The 17,486-nt window shown below is 70.4% G+C and carries 13 protein-coding genes; 2 read left to right on the plus strand and 11 right to left on the minus strand.

The annotated features are described in order from the left end of the window. Positions 1-82: 82 nt before the first annotated feature. From IE069_RS05645 to chvE, 8 genes are all read right to left on the minus strand, one after another. Positions 83-1,852: a glycerol-3-phosphate dehydrogenase/oxidase gene (locus tag IE069_RS05645; protein ID WP_189349146.1), complete on the minus strand. Its 1,770-nt coding sequence runs from the start codon at positions 1,850-1,852 to the stop codon at positions 83-85. 5 nt (positions 1,853-1,857) lie between these two features. Then, on the minus strand, positions 1,858-3,003 hold the full coding sequence (locus IE069_RS05650; RefSeq protein WP_189349147.1) for a GuaB3 family IMP dehydrogenase-related protein: 1,146 nt from the start codon (positions 3,001-3,003) through the stop codon (positions 1,858-1,860). A 102-nt stretch (positions 3,004-3,105) separates the two neighbouring features. Beyond that, entirely contained in the window at positions 3,106-4,368 is a 1,263-nt protein-coding gene (locus IE069_RS05655) for a BtrH N-terminal domain-containing protein (RefSeq protein WP_189349148.1), read from the minus strand. 136 nt (positions 4,369-4,504) lie between these two features. Next, on the minus strand, positions 4,505-6,010 hold the full coding sequence (guaB, locus tag IE069_RS05660; RefSeq protein ID WP_189349149.1) for an IMP dehydrogenase: 1,506 nt from the start codon (positions 6,008-6,010) through the stop codon (positions 4,505-4,507). Between the two features lie 126 nt (positions 6,011-6,136). Further along, positions 6,137-8,242: an acyltransferase family protein gene (locus IE069_RS05665; protein ID WP_189349150.1), complete on the minus strand. Its 2,106-nt coding sequence runs from the start codon at positions 8,240-8,242 to the stop codon at positions 6,137-6,139. 209 nt (positions 8,243-8,451) lie between these two features. After that, a complete protein-coding gene (mmsB, locus tag IE069_RS05670; protein WP_189349151.1) occupies positions 8,452-9,633 on the minus strand; it encodes a multiple monosaccharide ABC transporter permease in 1,182 nt (393 codons plus the stop codon). Then, positions 9,633-11,168 (minus strand): multiple monosaccharide ABC transporter ATP-binding protein, encoded by a 1,536-nt coding sequence (mmsA, locus tag IE069_RS05675; protein ID WP_189349152.1) that lies wholly within the window; start codon positions 11,166-11,168, stop codon positions 9,633-9,635. The genes mmsB and mmsA overlap by 1 nt, the downstream gene beginning before the upstream one ends. Positions 11,169-11,290: 122 nt before the next feature. After that, positions 11,291-12,448 (minus strand): multiple monosaccharide ABC transporter substrate-binding protein, encoded by a 1,158-nt coding sequence (gene chvE / locus IE069_RS05680; RefSeq protein ID WP_189349153.1) that lies wholly within the window; start codon positions 12,446-12,448, stop codon positions 11,291-11,293. Between the two features lie 370 nt (positions 12,449-12,818). On the opposite strand from chvE, the gene IE069_RS05685 reads away from it, so the two are divergent. Together IE069_RS05685 and IE069_RS05690 are read left to right on the plus strand one after the other, a co-directional pair. After that, positions 12,819-13,109 (plus strand): hypothetical protein, encoded by a 291-nt coding sequence (locus tag IE069_RS05685; RefSeq protein ID WP_189349154.1) that lies wholly within the window; start codon positions 12,819-12,821, stop codon positions 13,107-13,109. After that, the gene (locus IE069_RS05690) at positions 13,109-13,435 is read left to right on the plus strand and encodes a type II toxin-antitoxin system PemK/MazF family toxin (RefSeq protein ID WP_189349155.1); all 327 of its coding nucleotides are present in this window, start codon (positions 13,109-13,111) and stop codon (positions 13,433-13,435) included. Before IE069_RS05685 ends, IE069_RS05690 begins: the two co-directional genes overlap by 1 nt. 89 nt (positions 13,436-13,524) lie before the next feature. Here IE069_RS05690 and araA read toward each other — a convergent pair whose 3' ends face one another. From araA to IE069_RS05705, 3 genes are read right to left on the minus strand one after another with little or no spacing between them, the layout of a single operon-like run. Beyond that, entirely contained in the window at positions 13,525-15,045 is a 1,521-nt protein-coding gene (gene araA, locus IE069_RS05695; protein ID WP_229790972.1) for an L-arabinose isomerase, read from the minus strand. Positions 15,046-15,076: 31 nt separating this feature from the next. After that, positions 15,077-15,793, minus strand: a complete 717-nt coding sequence (locus IE069_RS05700) for an L-ribulose-5-phosphate 4-epimerase (protein ID WP_189349157.1) — start codon at positions 15,791-15,793, stop codon at positions 15,077-15,079. A gap of 34 nt (positions 15,794-15,827) precedes the next feature. Further along, the gene (locus tag IE069_RS05705) at positions 15,828-17,456 is read right to left on the minus strand and encodes a xylulokinase (RefSeq protein WP_189349158.1); all 1,629 of its coding nucleotides are present in this window, start codon (positions 17,454-17,456) and stop codon (positions 15,828-15,830) included. Between the last annotated feature and the right edge of the window lie 30 nt (positions 17,457-17,486).

Here is a 17,486-nt window from a genome sequence, read left to right on the forward strand (position 1 = left end):
CCGGCCCGGGCGCCCGGGGGATGGCGAACATCACGTCGGGCGGTGCCGCGAGGGGCCGCGGCGGGGCGCCCCGCGGCGGGCGTCAGTCCTCCCGGACGGGAACGATGTCGTCGACGTTCATGCGTGCGTTGTCCGCGGAGACGTCGTCCGGCTGCTCCTGGCTCTCCCGCTCGGCCTCGACGCGGGCGAGGTAGTGCCGGACCTCGCGTTCGATCTGCGCCGGGGACCAGCCCAGGATCGGCGCCATGAGCTCGGCGACGACCGGGGCCGCCGAGACGCCGCGGTCCCAGGCCTCGATCGAGATGCGGGTCCGGCGGGTCAGCACGTCGTGGATGTGGCGGGCGCCCTCGTGCGTCGTCGCGTAGACGACCTCGGCTCCCAGGTAGTCGTCGGCGCCCGGCAGCGGTTCGCCGAGGGACTTCTCCTCGCGGATCAGCTCCAGGACGTCGCGCGTGAGCGACCCGTAGCGGGAGAGCAGGTGTTCGACGCGGGCGACGTGGACCCCGGCCCAGCGCGCCAGCCGGCTCCGGCTGTTCCAGGCCGCCTTGTACCCCTCCGCCCCGAGCAGCGGGATGGTGTCGGTGCAGGACTCGGGGGCCGAGTCGTCCATGCTGCGCACGGCCTCGTCCACGGCGTCCTTCGCCATGACCCGGTAGGTCGTGTACTTGCCGCCCGCGACGACGACGAGCCCGGGGACCGGGTGGGCGACGACGTGCTCGCGCGAGAGCTTCGCCGTGGAGTCGCTCTCCCCCGCCAGCAGCGGGCGCAGGCCGGCGTAGACGCCCTCGACGTCCTCGCGCGTCAGGGGGCGCTTGAGGATCTTGTTGACGTGGTCGAGCACGTAGTCGATGTCCTTGCTCGAGGCGGCCGGGTGGGCCTTGTCGAGCGTCCATTCGGTGTCGGTCGTGCCGATGATCCAGTGGCGTCCCCACGGGATGACGAACAGCACGGACTTCTCCGTGCGCAGGATCAGCCCGACGGTCGACTGGAAGCGGTCGCGCGGCACGACGAGGTGGATCCCCTTGGACGCACGGACCTTCAGCTGCCCGCGGTCCGTGACGAGGTCCTGGGTCTCGTCGGTCCAGACGCCCGTCGCATTGATGACCTGCCGGGCGCGGGCCTCGAACCGCTCGCCGGTCTCCTGGTCCACGAGCTGGGCTCCGACCACGCGCTCGCCCTCGCGCAGGAAGTCGACGACCTTGACGCTGTTGGCGGCGTGCGCGCCGTACTTCGCGGCCGTGCGCACGACGTCGACGACGAGCCGCGCGTCGTCGACCTGGGCGTCGTAGTAGCGGATCGAGCCGACGAACGCGTCGTCCTTGAGGCTGGGGGCCGCGCGCAGGGTGCCGCGCTTGGAGAAGTGGCGGTGCAGGGGCACGCCGCGGCTGCGACCCGAGGCCATCGCGAGCCCGTCGTAGAGGGCGATGCCGGCGCCGACGAACGGCCGCTCGACGAAGCGCTTGGTCAGCGGGAACAGGAACGGGACCGGCTTCACCAGGTGCGGGGCGATGCGGTCGAGCAGGAGGCCGCGCTCCTGGAGGGCCTCGTGCACGAGCCCGAAGTCGAGCATCTCCAGGTAGCGCAGGCCGCCGTGGATGAGCTTGGAGGAGCGCGAGGACGTGCCCGAGGCCCAGTCCCGGGCCTCGACGATGCCGACGCGCAGCCCGCGCGTGACGGCGTCGAGGGCGCTGCCCGCCCCGACGATCCCGCCGCCGACGATCAGCACGTCGAGCTCGGCGCCGGGCTCACCGGTGGCCTTGAGCGCCTGGATCGACTCGGACCGGCTCGCCGGCCCCAACTGTCCGTGTCCGGATGGTCCTGCCGCTGACTGGTGTGCCCGAGCCGATGCCATGGCCTCTACTTTGCTTGATAGGGGGATACGACGACGTCCACCCGCTGGAACTCCTTCAAATCGGAGTAGCCGGTGGTCGCCATGGAACGGCGCAGCGCGCCGACGATGTTGGACGTTCCGTCCGTGTGGTGCGACGGCCCGTAGAGGATCTCCTCGAGCGGGCCGACCGTGCCGACCTTGACCCGGTCGCCCCTCGGGTTCTCCGGGTGCGACGCCTCCAGGCCCCAGTGCCATCCGGCCCCGGGCGCCTCGGTGGCGCGTGCGAGCGAGGTGCCGAGCATGACGGCGTCCGCCCCCATCGCGATGGCCTTGACGATGTTGCCGCTGCTGCCGAGGCCGCCGTCCGCGATGACGTGGACGTAGCGGCCGCCGGACTCCTCGATGTAGTCGCGGCGCGCGGCGGCGACGTCGGAGATGGCGGTGGCGAGCGGTGCGTGGATGCCGAGCGCGCCGCGGGTCGTGCCCGTGGCGCCGCCGCCGAAGCCGACCAGGACGCCCGCCGCGCCCGTGCGCATGAGGTGCAGGGCCGGGGTGTAGCCGGCCGCGCCGCCGACGACGACCGGGACGTCGAGCTCGTAGATGAACTGCTTGAGGTTCAGCGGCTCCTGGTTCTGCGAGACGTGCTCGGCGGAGACCGTGGTGCCGCGGATGACGAAGATGTCGACGCCGGCGTCGACCACCGTGCGGTAGAACTCCTGGGTGCGCTGCGGCGTCAGGGACGCGGCGACGACGACGCCGGACTCGCGGACCTCCTCGAGCCGGGCCGTGATCAGCTCGGGCTGGATCGGCGCGTTGTAGAGCTCCTGCATGCGCTGGGTGACCGCCGGGTTGAACGCCCGCGACGCCTCGGCCTCGAGCGCGGTGATCTCCGCGAGCACCTTCTCCGGCTCCTCGTAGCGGGTCCACAGGCCCTCGAGGTTGAGGACGCCGAGGCATCCCAGCCGGCCCAGCGCGATCGCCGTCGCCGGACTCATGACGGAGTCCATGGGGGCGCCGATGATCGGCGCGTCGAACTGGAACGCGTCGATCTGCCACGCCACGGAGACGTCTTTGGGGTCGCGCGTACGGCGGTTCGGGACGATGGCCACATCGTCGAGCGAATAGGCCCGTGCACCGCGCTTCCCGCGGCCAATCTCAATCTCGTTCATCACGGCCCCAGCCTATCAGCGCGCCTCCGCCCCCGAGATGTTCCGTGGCGGCGGAAGTCGCCGGTGCGCGCGGCGGCCCCCGCGCGCCGGAGCGCGGCGAAACCCCTAGTCGGCCAGCGCGGCGGCGGCGTCGCGCAGCGTCTCGGCCGCGGCCTGCTCCGCATCTGCCAGGCGCTCGACCCGGCCGGCCAGCGCGCCCAGGTACTCGGCCGTCGTGGCGAACCCGGCCTCCCGGGCGGCCTCCGGACGCAGCAGCGAAATCAGCTCGTCCCAGTCCCCGGCGAGGTCCCGGTAGGCGCCGGCCGCGCCGGCGAGGGGCGCCAGACCGTCGCGCTCGGCGGCCTCCTCGAGGAACTGCGCGTACAGCCCGCGCAGCCCGCCGGCGCCGCTGTACCGGCCGCTGTCGAAGAAGCCGGAGACCATGGCCAGGGCCGCGTCCAGGCGGTCGGGATCCGCGAACATGGCCGGCCAGTCGCGGGCGCCGGTCCCGGTGAGCTTGGCGGCCCACGTGCGCAGCCCGGAGACGCCGAAGTTCTTGGCGAAGTGGGCCGGGATGCCCTCGAGCTCGCTCTCGCCGAGCAGGCGGCCGGACGTCTCGCGCACGGCCTCGATGATCGCGGCGCGCAGCGCGTCCTCGCGCGGCGGCACGGACTCCGGGACCCACGCCTGCCAGTTCTTGTCTTTCTTGCGCCGCGAGCGGGCGGCCGAGAGCTGCCCCGGGCGCAGCAGGCGCAGCGCGCCCGAGCCGTCGTCGATCAGGTACTTCCCGTCCTCGTCCTCCCCCAGGACGGCCAGGTCGACGGACTCGGCGTCGGTGTCCGGCACGTCCGAGTCGACCCACGGCAGCACGGTCTCGGTCACGCGCACGACGACGGCGCGGCCGGCGTCCAGCGCCTCGTCCAGGTGCGCCTGGGCGGCCTTGGCGCTCGAGGTGTGGGCCTGGCGCACGGGGACGCCGACGCGGGAGACGAGGTTCTCGACGTACGGCTCGGGGTGCGCGCGGGTGACCACGGTCGCCGTCGTCCCCGACTCGTAGTCGAACGTGAAGACCATGAAGCCGATGCCGCCGGCGAGCCCGGCCAGCAGGGCCTCGGTCACCGGCCGGCCGGTGCGCGGGTCGGTGACCCCGGCCTGGGTGAGGACGCGGGACCACAGCCCGGCGTCGTACTGGAGGACGCCCTCGGGCGCCGGGTACTCCGGCAGCTCCGCGCCGTCGTCGTGCTCCTCCGCCGCGGGGGCGGACGACGACGGCCGGCCGCCGGGAGCGGGCGCCCCGGCGAGCACGGCCTTGCGTGCCTGCGTGTAGGTCTCCCCCGTGCGCGCCATGCGTTCGCGGGCGAGCTTCTTGAGCTGTTTCGGCTGGGCCACGAGGTGGTGTCCTTTTCGTTCGGGCGGTGGTTCGGCGCCCTCCGGAGGAAACCGGGCAGGGCGTTATGAATTGTACGCAACGCAAGGGCCCTCCCGGCGGAGAATTCTCCACCGGGAGGGCCCTGGTCGCCGCGGGTCAGCGCGACTTGTAGTTCGGTGCCTCCACGGTCATCATGATGTCGTGCGGGTGCGACTCCTTGAGACCGGCGGCCGTGACGCGGACGAACTTGCCCTTGGCCTTGAGCTCCGCGACGGTGTGGCCGCCGACGTAGAACATCGTCTGGCGCAGGCCGCCGACCAGCTGGTGGGCCACCGCTGAGAGCGGGCCGCGGTACGGGACCTGCCCCTCGATGCCCTCGGGGATCAGCTTCTCGTCGGTCGGGACGTCCGCCTGGAAGTAGCGGTCCTTCGAGTAGGACGTGTTCTTGCCGCGGGTCTGCATGGCGCCCATCGAGCCCATGCCGCGGTAGGTCTTGAACTGCTTGCCGTTCATGAAGACCAGGTCGCCCGGGGACTCGGCGGTGCCGGCGAGCAGCGAGCCGAGCATGACGGAGTCGGCGCCGGCCACCAGGGCCTTGCCGATGTCGCCGGAGTGCTGCAGTCCGCCGTCGGCGATGACCGGGACGCCGGCCGGGATGGCCGCCTTCGCGGCCTCGTAGATGGCGGTGACCTGCGGGACGCCGACGCCGGCGACGATGCGGGTGGTGCAGATGGAGCCCGGCCCCACGCCGACCTTGATGGCGTCGGCGCCGGCGTCGATCAGCGCCTGGGCGCCCTCGCGGGTCGCGGCTTGGCCGCCGATGACGTCGACGTGCGCGGCCTTCGGGTCCTTCTTCAGGCGGGCGATCATGTCGAGCACGCCCTGGCTGTGCCCGTTGGCCGTGTCGACGACGAGGACGTCGACGCCGGCCTCGACCATGGCCATCGCGCGGTCGTAGCCCTCGCCGAAGAAGCCGACGGCGGCGCCGACGCGCAGGCGGCCCTCGTCGTCCTTGGTGGCCTGCGGGTACTGCTCGGCCTTGTCGAAGTCCTTGACCGTGATCAGGCCCCGCAGGACGCCTTCCCCGTCGACCAGCGGCAGCTTCTCGATGCGGTGCCGGCCGAGGAGGTCCTGGACGACCTCGGGCTGCACGCCCACCTCGGCCGTGACGAGCGGCATCGGGGTCATCTTCTCGTACACCTTGGTGGTGGCGAACTCCTCGCGCGGCACGAAGCGGGTGTCGCGGTTCGTGATGATGCCGAGCAGCTTCTTCTCGTCGTCGACGACGGGCAGCCCGGAGACGCGGTAGTGGCCGCAGAGGTCGTCGAGCTCCATCAGGGTGGCGCCCGGACTGATGGTCACCGGGTCGGTGATCATGCCGGACTCGGAGCGCTTGACCTTGTCCACCTGCTTGGCCTGCTGCTCGATGGAGAGGTTGCGGTGGATGATGCCGATGCCGCCCTGGCGGGCGATCGCGATGGCCATCGGCGCCTCGGTGACGGTGTCCATGGCGGCCGAGGTCAGCGGGATGCTCAGCCGGATGCGCTTGGACAGGCGCGTGGAGGGATCGGCGTCGGACGGGATCACGTCCGTCGGGCCCGGCAGGAGGAGCACGTCGTCGTAGGTGAGCCCTTCGAGGGCGAATGGGTTGAACTCAGACACGGATGGGGGCCTTTCGCGAACCAGAGGAGGGGTGGTTACATCCTAGAACGCGAAGACGCCTGCGCGCATTCCGCGTCCCGGCTGTCGGCTGGCGCACGTCCGCGCCGGCGGCGCCCGGTCCGGGCCCTACCAGCCGACGGCGGCGCGGAAGCGCTCCTCGAAGACCGGCGCCAGCGTGTGCGCGTAGGTGCGCGTGACGTGATCCTCGTCGCGGATCGTGATGACGTTGCCGATGACCGCCTGGCAGGTGCCGTCGATGCAGAACTGGTCGGTGAGGTCGAAGAAGCTCAGCTCGCGGGGAAGCGTGCCCTCCTCGACCTGCTGGGAGAGCTCGTCGAGCGGGTTCTCGGCCGCGAGCACGTAGTCCTGGGGAAGCGAGCAGTTCTCGGTGCCCCGCATGTCGACGCACTCGGGCACGGAGTAGGTGTAGCGCGGGGTGTCGCGCAGGCCCACGACCTGGATGCCGGCCTCGGCGAAGGGCAGCACGCCCTCGACGTAGCCGGGCGCGACCTGCTCCTGATCGGCGGGCGTGAGCTCGCCGTCGGGATACTTGGCCGTCTGCGACGCCACCGTGAAGACGGCGTCCGGGTTGTGCTCGAGGACGTAGTCCGGCGCCGCCTCGATGAAATCGTTGCAGGACTCGCTGCGCCCCTCGCCGGCGGTGCCGTAACGGCAGCCGGGCTCGTGGATGAGGATCCAGGCCCAGTCGTTCTGCTCGGCGACCGGCTGCATGGCCGTCGTCCAGTGCTGGGCATGGGAGTCGCCGAGCAGGATGACGAACTTCTCCGCGGTCGCGGGGTCGCCGTACTGGCGGCAGAACTCGATTCCCTCGTCCTCGGGCTGGAACTGCCCGGTGCAGGCCCCGCCCGCGTTGGCCCACTCCTCGTCGAGCGCGGTCGACAGGGGCAGGATGGCGGCGGCCGGGTCGATGTCTGGCTCGTAGCCGGCCCATAGCGCGGCGGCGCCCGGGTTGTCGGCGGGCGTCTGGAGCGCGGCCGCCTCCTCGTACGCGTCGACCTTGTTCTGCCACCCGTTGAGCGGGATGAGCACGGCGCCGATGAGCGCGGCCACGACCAGCGACATGCGCCGGCGCCGCTGCGTCGGCCAGTGCCACTGGTGGAGGGGGGTCTCGACCATCTTGGTGGTGGCCCACGCCAGCGCGAGGGACAGGCCGATCACGGCCGAGCCGCTCAGCCAGTCCGCGCCGTCGCTGCCGCTGTTGATCAGGTAGATCACCAGGATCGGCCAGTGCCAGAGGTAGAGCGCGTAGGAGATGCCGCCGAGTCGCGCGAGCGGCTTCGTCGAGAGGAGGCGGTCGACGCCGAAGCGGCTCCCGGTCTGCCCGGCGCCGATGATGAGGCCGGCGGCCAGCGTCGGCCACAGCGCGATGAATCCGGGGAACGTGCCCTGGACGGTCAGCAGGACGCCGCACGAGAGCATCGCGGCCATGCCGGTCCAGCCCATCGCGACGCGCAGCGCCACGGGCAGCCGCTCGGCGTACGGCAGCGCCACGACGAGCAGCGAGCCCAGGGCGAACTCCCACAGGCGGGCGCCGGTGTCGAAGTAGGCCCAGGCCTGGCGCGTCGCCGTCGTGTAGACGGAGTACGCGAGGGAGAGGACGAAGATGGCCCCGAAGACCGACGCGAGGACGGGCCGGAACCCGAGGTCCGGGCGGCGGCGCTGCAGCGCCCGCCACAGGCCGGCAGCGCCCGCGAGGACGAGCGGCCAGAGGATGAAGATCTGCCCCTGGATCGACAGGGACCAGAAGTGCTGCAGGGGGCTCGCCGACGACTGGTTGGCGGCGTAGTAGTTGACCGAGTCGACGGCCAGCTGCCAGTTCTGGAAGTAGAAGAGCGAGGAGACGGTCTGGTTGGCGACCTCCTCCCAGCGGGTGCGCGGCAACAGGGAGACCGTCGCGGCGACGACCGCGAGCAGGACCACGATGGCGGCCGGCAGGAGCCCGCGCAGACGGTTCAGCCAGTACCCGACGAGCTTGAGCGGTCTGCCCGCCTCGACCTTGTAGGTGAAGGAGACAGTCAGCAGGAATGCGGAGACCAGCAGGAACACGTCGACGCCGCCGGAGACCCGGCCCAGCCAGACGTGGTAGACCACGACCATGAGCACGGCGAAGGCCCGCAACCCTTGGATCTCGGGGCGGAATGCCGGTTTCGCCACGTCGGTCGCCCGCTCGGGGGCGGTCGCGCGCGGCGGCGCAGTCGGGCCAGCGGCCATAGAGGGGAACTTCCTGCTCGGGGGCACGTTTGAAGCGAGCAGATCGGATTCGAGCCTGCTCGATCCTCCAGTTTAGCAGTGCCCGATGTGCGGATCCCGGTCCGCGGGTGCGATCGGGGCGGAGCGGGAAGCGGCACCGGGTGGCGGAACGACGACGGTGCGCCGCCTCCGGGAGGCGGCGCACCGTCGTCGTGTTGGGCGGTTTGGCCCTACCGGGCCGCGCCGGCCCGGCGCTTGTTGTAGATGTCGAACGCCACGGCGAGGAGCAGGACCAGTCCTTTGACGATCTGCTGGGTGGACTGGTCGACGCCCATGAGCTGCATGCCGTTGGACATGACCGCCATGACGAGGCCGCCGACGATCGCGCCGGTGACGCGGCCGACGCCGCCGGTGGTGGACGCGCCGCCGATGAAGCAGGCCGCGATGGCGTCGAGCTCGAACATGTTGCCCGCGCCCGGCTGCGCGCCGTTGGAGCGCGAGGAGAACACCGCGCCCGCGATGCCGGCGAGCAGGCCCATGTTGATGAAGATCCAGAAGTTGACCTTCTTGACGTTCACGCCGGAGAGGCGGGCCGCCGAGAGGTTCCCGCCGATCGCGTAGACGTGGCGGCCGAACACGGTCCGGGTGGTGACCACGTGGTAGGTGATGATGAGGCCGCCGAGGATGATCAGGACGATCGGCATGCCGCGGCTCGTCGCCAGCTGCCAGAAGAACCACATGACGACGGCGCCGACGACCGCGATCTTCGCGATCAGCAGCGCCAGACCCTCGACCTGCTGCCCGTACTTGGCGCGGCCCGAGCGGGAGCGGATCTGGCTCCAGGCGAAGCCGGCCACCGCGAAGACGCCGATGACGAGCGTGAAGAGGTCGTACCCGTAGCCGCCCAGGAGGCCGTTGAGGAAGCCGCCGGCGACCTGCTGGTACTCGGACGGGAACGGCGAGAGGGAGACGTTGGAGAGCGTCAGGTACGTCAGGCCGCGGAAGAGCAGCATGCCCGCCAGGGTGACGATGAACGCGGGGATGCCCACGATCGCGACCCAGAATCCGTGCCAGACGCCGGAGAGGATGCCGACCCCGACCGCGGCGAGCAGGCCGACCCACCAGGGCAGCCCGTTGCCGATGACGAGGACGGCCGAGACCGCACCCGTGAACGCGACGAGGGACCCGACCGAGAGGTCGATGTGCCCGGCGACGATCACCATGATCATGCCGAGCGCCAGGATCAGCACGTAGGAGTACTGCAGGACGATGTTGGTGACGTTGATCGGGCTGAGCAGCAGGCCGTCCGTCAGCACCGTGAACAGAGCGATGATGAGCACGAACGCGATATAGATGCCGCTCGTGCGCAGGTTCTTCGTGAAGAGGTCTTTGAGTTCGGATGCGACGCTCATCAGACGGCCTCCTTCTCAATGGTCATGAGCTCCATCAGCTTCTCCTGTGTTGCCTCGGAGCGCGGGAGCTGGCCGGTCATGCGGCCGTAGGCGAGTGTGTAGATGCGGTCGCAGATCCCCAGGAGCTCGGGCAGCTCGGAGGAGATCACCAGCACGGCCTTGCCGGCGTCCGCGAGCTGGTTGATGATCTGGTAGATCTCGAATTTCGCGCCGACGTCGATGCCGCGGGTCGGCTCGTCGAGGATCAGCAGCTCGGGGGCGGTGTGCAGCCACTTGCCGAGCACGACCTTCTGCTGGTTGCCGCCGGAGAGGTTCCCGGTGGTGGCCATGACGGTCGGCGACTTGATGTTCATCGACTGGCGGTAGCTCTCCGCGATGCGGATCTCCTCGTTGCCGTTGACGAAGCCGTTGGTGGAGACCTTCCCGAGTCCGGCCGCCGTCGTGTTGATGCGGATGTCCTCGATGAGGTTCAGCCCGTAGACCTTGCGGTCCTCGGACACGTAGGCGATGCCGGCCTTGATGGCCTTGCCCACGTTGGAGGTGTCGACCTTCTTCCCGTCCATGAAGACCTCGCCGCGGATGCCGCGGCCGTAGGAGTGGCCGAAGACGCTCATCGCGAGCTCGGTCCGGCCGGCGCCCATGAGGCCGGCGATGCCGACGATCTCCCCGGCGCGCACCTCGAGCGAGGCGTTGTCGACGATCACGCGGTCCGTCTGCGTCGGGTGGCGGACGGTCCAGTCCTTGACCTCGAAGACGACGTCGCCGATCTCCGGCTCGCGCTCCGGGTAGCGCTGCGAGAGGTCGCGGCCGACCATCCCGCGGATGATCCGGTCCTGGTCGGAGGCCGGATCGGACATGTCGAGCGTCTCGACGGTCTGGCCGTCGCGGATGATGGTCGTCGTATCGGCGATGTCCTCGATCTCGCCCAGCTTGTGGGAGATGATGATGCAGGTCATCCCCTGCGTGCGCAGCTCGCGCAGCAGGCCGAGCAGGTGCGCCGAGTCGTCGTCGTTCAGCGCGGCCGTCGGCTCGTCCAGGATGAGGAGCTTGACGTCCTTGCTCAGGGCCTTGGCGATCTCGATCAGCTGCTGCTTTCCGACGCCGAGCTGCCCCACCTGGGTGACGGGCTGCTCGTCGAGTCCGACCCGGGCCATCAGCTTCGCGGCCTCGGCGTTGGTGTGGTTCCACTCGATGAAGCCCGCGCGCTCCTGCTCGTTGCCGAGGAAGATGTTCTCCGCGACCGACAGGTGCGGGACCAGCGCGAGCTCCTGGTGGATGATGACGACGCCGTGGCGTTCGGAATCCTTGATCGAGGAGAATTTCATCTCCTCGCCCTCGTAGACGATCTTCCCCTCGTAGGTGCCGTGCGGGTACACGCCGGAGAGGACCTTCATCAGGGTCGATTTCCCGGCGCCGTTCTCGCCGCAGATCGCGTGGATCTCGCCGCGGGCGACGGAGAGGTTCACGTTCGACAGGGCTTTGACCCCGGGGAAGGTCTTGGTGATGTCCTGCATCTGCAGGATGGTGCTGTCCATGGGACGTCCTTGCGTGGTGCCTGGTGGTGGGGTCGGGGCGCATGGACCGGGGCCGGCCTCTCGGTCCGGCCCCGGTCTGCGCTGGGAGCGCCGCCTCCGCTGTTCCGGGGCGGCGCACCGGCCTAGTCGCCCTGGCCGGCTTCGACTTCCTCGGCCGTCCAGTAGCCCGAATCCACGAGGAGCGGCTCGATGTTCTCGGCGACGACGATGTCCGATTCGAGCAGGAAGGCCGGGACGACCTTCTTGCCGTTGTCGTAGGTCTCGGTGTCGTTCGCCTCGGGGTCCTCGCCCTTCGCGAAGGACTCGGCGGCCTCGACGGCCTGGGTGGCGAGCTTGCGGGTGTCCTTGAAGATCGTCGCGAACTGCACGCCCGTGTCGATGAGCTTCACGGAGGCGATCTCGGCGTCCTGGCCGCTGGTCACGGGCAGGCCGTCTTCGATGGTGTCGCCGTAGCCGGCGTTCTGCAGGGCCGTGATGATGCCGCGGGAGATGCCGTCGTACGGCGAGAGGACGCCGTCGAGCTGCTCCTTGCCGCCGCCGTAGTGGGCGGTCAGCAGGTCCTCCATGCGCTTCTGCGCGGTCTCCTGCGACCAGCGCAGGGTGGTGACCTGGTCCATCTCGGTCTGGCCGGAGGCCACCTCGAGGACGCCGGAGTCCAGGTACGGCTGGAGGGTGTCGATGGCGCCCTGCCAGAAGAACGCCGTGTTGTTGTCGTCCGGCGAGCCGGCGAAGAGCTCGATCGCGAACGGGCCCTCCTCGCCGGTCTCCTCGCCGTTCTCGTCGAGCACGCCGAGACCGCGCAGCAGGGAGGTCCCCTGCTGGACGCCGACCTGGTAGTTGTCGAACGTGACGTAGTGGTCGACGTTCTCGGTGCCGTTGATCAGGCGGTCGTACGCGATGATCGGGATGTCCTGGTTGGCGGCGGCCTTCAGCTGGTTCGCCAGGGCGGTGCCGTCGATCGAGGCGACGATCAGGATGTCGGCGCCCTTGGTGATCATCTGGTCGATCTGCTGCTGCTGGGTCGGGATGTCGTCGTTGGCGAACTGGAGGTCCACCTCGAAGCCGGCCTCCTCGAGCTGCGACTCGACGGCGGCGCCGTCGGCGATCCAGCGCTCGGACGTCTCGGTCGGCATGGCGACGCCGACGGTCATGTCCTCGATCGACTGGGGCTCCTCGCCCCCGCCGCCGGCGCCGGCGCCGCCGGCACCCGAGCCGCCGCAGGCCGCCAGCGCGCCGATCATGGTCGCGCCTGCGGCCATCGCCATCCAACGCGACGTCATTTTGTTCTTCTTGATCATCTAGTGCCTCCCGGCGAAAGTTCAGTGCGGGTGATCCAACCCACTAGATGTTAGCGCTCACAGGTGATCGTGGACACACGCGTTCCATTACGGTTTAGTCACGAAAGCTACTTGCTCGCAGTCTTCCAACGATGTAACCGCCGGAGTGCCGGGGCGGGCCTTCCGTGTCAACCCGCCCCGACCCCGTCCAGCCCGGGCGTGTCGTCCCAGCCGGCCGTGGGGGCACCTCACATCCCGGCGCCGTCACAACGTCATGACCCACAACAACTGGCGGCCTGGACGGAAGACCACTAGTGCACAACACCTTGCGCATCACTTGATGATGCATCAACTGATGCGTAGAATTGCATCTATGAACACTGCCGGCTCAACAGCTTCCAAACGCGTCACGATCTCCCTGACGGGCCAAGATCTCCGCGATCTCGCCGTACTCCGCGGGGCACCCGGCTACCTGAGTGAGCAGCTTCCGTCGCACCCGAGTGAGTCGTCGACGATCCGCGCACTGATGCACGAGGGGCTCCGGGTAGTGCAGGAACGTCGCGAGGCCGAGCTGTACGCGGAGATGGCCGACGAAACGCGCTCTGAGCGGAAAGCCATGCGCAGCCGAGACGATCGGCGCAGCCGAGATACGACGGTCGACTGATGCCGATCACATCCCCGCTGCAACGCGGGCGCGTTTATTTCGCTGATCTCGGTGGGGGTCGCAAGCCCTGGGTCGTCGTCTCAAACAATCAGCGAAACCGCGCATTGGAAGACGCGCTCGTCGTGCGCATCACAACGACGGACAAATATGAAGGCCTCGCCTCCGTGCAACGGCTCCCCGAGAACGAGTGCGTTGTCGGGCTCGTTCGGGCAGACACCCTCACCACCCTGTATCCCGACGAAGTCGAGGAGGACGCCGGTGGTCTCAGCCGGGTCGGCATGGAAGCAGTCGAGGCTGCGCTGCGGGGTGCTCTGGGGCTGACCTAGCACTCACCTTCACCGCTGGACGGCGGGCACGCAAGGGGCCGGCACCCTCCGTCGGGAGAGTGCCGGCCCTTCGCGCGGCCCAGTAGCCCCTACAGGCCCTGCGCCAGCCGGTAGTAGGCCTGGTTGAAGCGCACCTGGTCGGCGAAGCCGCGGCGGGTCGTGTCCTCGTCGATCACCAGCAGCTCCGTGCGGGAGATCTCGGCGAAGACCTCGAACGCCTCCACGCCGGCCGCCGTCGACATGACGGTGTGGTGCGCACCGCCGGCCGTCAGCCACGACTCGGCCGAGGTCGAGAAGTCCGGGCGCGGGCGCCAGACGGCGCGCGCCACGGGCAGGTTCGGCAACTCCTGCGGCGGCACGACGACGTCGACGACGTTCGCCGTCAGGCGGAACCGTTCGCGCATGTCGGCCAGGGAGACGACGACGGCGCCGGCGGTCTCGTCCGCGTTGAACACCATGCGCACGGGGTCCTCGCGGCCGCCGATGCCCAGCGGGTGGACCTCGATGCGCGGCTTGGAGGTGGTCAGCGACGGGCAGACCTCGAGCATGTGGGCGCCGAGGATGAGCTCGTTGCCCGGGGTCAGGTCGTAGGTGTAGTCCTCCATCAGCGAGGCGCCGCCGGGCAGGCCCGCGCCCATGACCTTCGCGGCCCGGACCAGGACGGCGGTCTTCCAGTCGCCCTCGGCGCCGAAGCCGTAGCCCTTGCCCATGAGCCGCTGCACGGCCAGGCCCGGCAGCTGCCGCAGTCCGCCGAGGTCCTCGAAGTTGGTGGTGAACGCCTTGGCGCCGGCGTCGGAGAGGAACTTCTCCATCGCGAGCTCCTGGCGGGCCGCGTAGCGCAGCGACTCGTGCCGCTCGGCGCCCGCGCGCAGCTCGGCGGCGACGTCGTACTGCGCCTCGTACTCCGCGACCAGCGCGTCGACGTCGCCCTCGGAGACCGCCTCGACGACCTCCACCAGGTCGTTGACCGCCCACGTGTTCACGGAGACGCCGAAGCGCAGCTCGGCCTCGGTCTTGTCGCCCTCGGTGACGGCGACGTTGCGCATGTTGTCGCCGAAGCGGACGAGCTTGAGCGACTGCGTGGCGGCCCAGCCGGCCGCGCCGCGCACCCAGTTGCCGATGCGGGCGGCGACGGCCGGGTTGGAGACGTGGCCGACCACGGTGGTGCGCGAGGCGCCGATCCGGGTCGCCAGGTAGGCGTACTCGCGGTCGCCGTGCGCGGCCTGGTTGAGGTTCATGAAGTCCATGTCGATGGACTCCCACGGCAGCTCGACGTTGGCCTGCGTGTGCAGGTGCAGCAGCGGCTTGGTCAGCGCGTTCAGCCCCGAGATCCACATCTTGGCCGGGCTGAAGGTGTGCATCCAGGTCACGACGCCGAGGACGGCGTCGTTCGAGTTCGCCTCCAGCATGGCGCGGCGGATGGCGTCCTTGTCCTTGAGCACGGGCTTCCAGACGATCTTGGCCGGGACGTCGCCGGAGGCGTCCAGGGCGGCGGCGACCTGCTGCGACTGCTCGGCGACCTGCGCCAGCGTCTCCTCGCCGTAGAGGTCCTGGCTGCCGGTGAAGAACCAGACCTCCTGGTCGGCGTACGGCTTCTGTGCCTGCGTCATGTTCATCCTTTCGTGAAAGTTCTGGGGCCGGCTATTTGCCGTAGACGTTCTGGTAGCGGTCGTAGAGCGAGTCGATGTGCGCCTGCTCGATCGGCGCCGGCTCCCCCAGCTGGCGGGAGATGTGCACGGTGCGGGCGACCTCCTCGCACATCACGGCGGCCTTCACGGCCGCGCGGGCGTCGGCGCCGATCGTGAACGGGCCGTGGCTCTTCATCAGCACGGCCGGGCTGCGGGACCCGCTGAGGGTCTCGACGATGCCGCGGCCGATCGAGTCGTCGCCGATGATCGCGAACGGGCCCACCGGGACGGGGCCGCCGAACTCGTCCGCCATCATCGTCAGCACGCAGGGGATCTCCTCGCCGCGCGCGGCCCAGGCGGTCGCGTACGTCGAGTGCGTGTGCACCACTCCCCCGACGTGCGGCATGTGCTGGTACGTGTAGGCGTGCGCGGCGGTGTCCGACGACGGCGACCGGTCGCCGTCGAGCAGTTCGCCGTCGAGGGTGCACACCACCATCGACTCGGGCGTCAGGTCGTCGTAGGAGACGCCCGAGGGCTTGATGACGAACAGGTCGGCGCTGCCGTCGGGGACGTCGGCGTTGCGCACGCGCTGGGAGACGTTGCCCGCCGTCCAGACGACGAGCTCGTAGCGGGGCAGCTCGGCGTGCAGGTCGGCGACGACGCGGCGCACGCGCGCCACCTCGTCGCGGACGGACTGCGGGTAGGCGTCCAGCGGATTCGCGGCGGTCATGTCGGCTCCTGGGTTCTGGGCTGGGAAGGGGTGGTCAGAGGTTCTCGGCGGCGGCGCGCTCGACGGCGAGGCCGGCTTCGTAGCGCTCGAGGAAGGCGGCGTACCCGGCCTCGTCCGCGGGGTCCGGGGCGACGACGTCGAGCTCGGTGCCCGCGAAGACGCGGGACGTGAGGTAGCCGCCGAGGCCGGTCGCGGCGCCGTCGAGCACGGCCCGGCGGTAGGCGGCGAGCACGGCGATGCCCCACGCCCCGCCCTCGCCGGCGGTGGTGCCGACGGCGACGGGCGCGCCGAGCGCGGCGGCGAGGAAGCGCTGGGCGACGCCGGCGGTCTTGAACAGGCCGCCGTGGGCGAACATGGCGTCGAGCCGCACGCCCTCGCCGTCGAGCACCTTCATGCCGAGGCTGAGCGTGCCGAACACGGCGTAGACCTGGGTGCGCATGAAGTTCGCCAGGCTGAGCGTGGAGTCCGGGGTGCGCGCGAAGAGCGGCCGGCCCTCGTCGAGACCGGTGATCGGCTCGCCGGAGAGGTAGTTGTAGGCGATCAGCCCGCCGCCGTCGGCCTCGCCCTCGAGCGCGGCGGCGAACAGCGCGCCGAACACGTCGTCGCCGGCCGCCGGCGTGCCGAGCGCCGCGGCGAACTCGCCGAACAGCCCGGCCCACGCGGCCAGTTCGCTGGCGCCGTTGTTGCAGTGGACCATGGCGACCAGGTCGCCGGACGGGGTGGTCACCATGTCGAGCTCGTGGTGGACGGCGGAGAGCGGCTGCTCGAGGACGACCATCGCGAAGATGCTGGTGCCGGCGGAGACGTTGCCGGTGCGCGGGGCGACCGAGTTGGTGGCGACCATCCCGGTGCCGGCGTCGCCCTCCGGCGGGCACAGCGGGATGCCCGGGCGCAGCGCGCCGCTCGGGTCGAGCAGCCGGGCGCCGGATTCGGTGAGGACGCCGGCGTCCGCGCCGGCGGTCAGGACCTCGGGCATCAGGTCGACGACGGCGGCCGGCGGCGCCGTCCGGCCCGCCGCGCGCCGCTCGGCGGCGAGGGAGTCGTAGGTGGCGAGCATGCCGGCGTCGTACCCGCCCGTGGCCGGGTCGATCGGGAACATGCCCGAGGCGTCGCCGACGCCGAGGACCTTGCAGCCGGTGAGCTGCCAGTGCACGTAGCCGGCGAGCGTGGTGAAGAAGTCGACGTCGGACACGTGGGCCTCGTCGTCGAGCACGGCCTGGTGGAGGTGGGCGATGGACCAGCGCAGCGGGATATTGTAGCCGAAGCGGTCGGTCAGCTCCCCGGACGCGTCGCCGGTGGTCGTGTTGCGCCACGTGCGGAAGGGGACGAGCAGCTCGTCGGCGGCGGAGAACGCCAGGTACCCGTGCATCATGGCGGAGACGCCGATCGCGTCGAAGCTGGCGGGGCGGACGCCGAAGCGGGATTCGACGTCGTCGCACAGGGCGGCGTAGGCCGCGGCCAGACCCTCCCACACGGACTCGAGCGGGTACGTCCACGTGCGGCCCTCGAACCGGTTCTCCCAGCCGTGGCTGCCGCTGGCGACGGGCGCGTGGTCCTCGCCGATCAGGCTGGCTTTGATGTTGGTCGAGCCGAGCTCGATGCCCAGCGTGGTGCGGCCGGCCGTGATGGCCTCCCGCACGGCGGCGGTGCGCTGCGAATCCATGAGCCTGAGTCCTTTCCCCGTCCTGCGGGA

It is taken from the genome of Zhihengliuella salsuginis, assembly GCF_014651715.1.
GTDB lineage: Bacteria > Actinomycetota > Actinomycetes > Actinomycetales > Micrococcaceae > Zhihengliuella > Zhihengliuella salsuginis.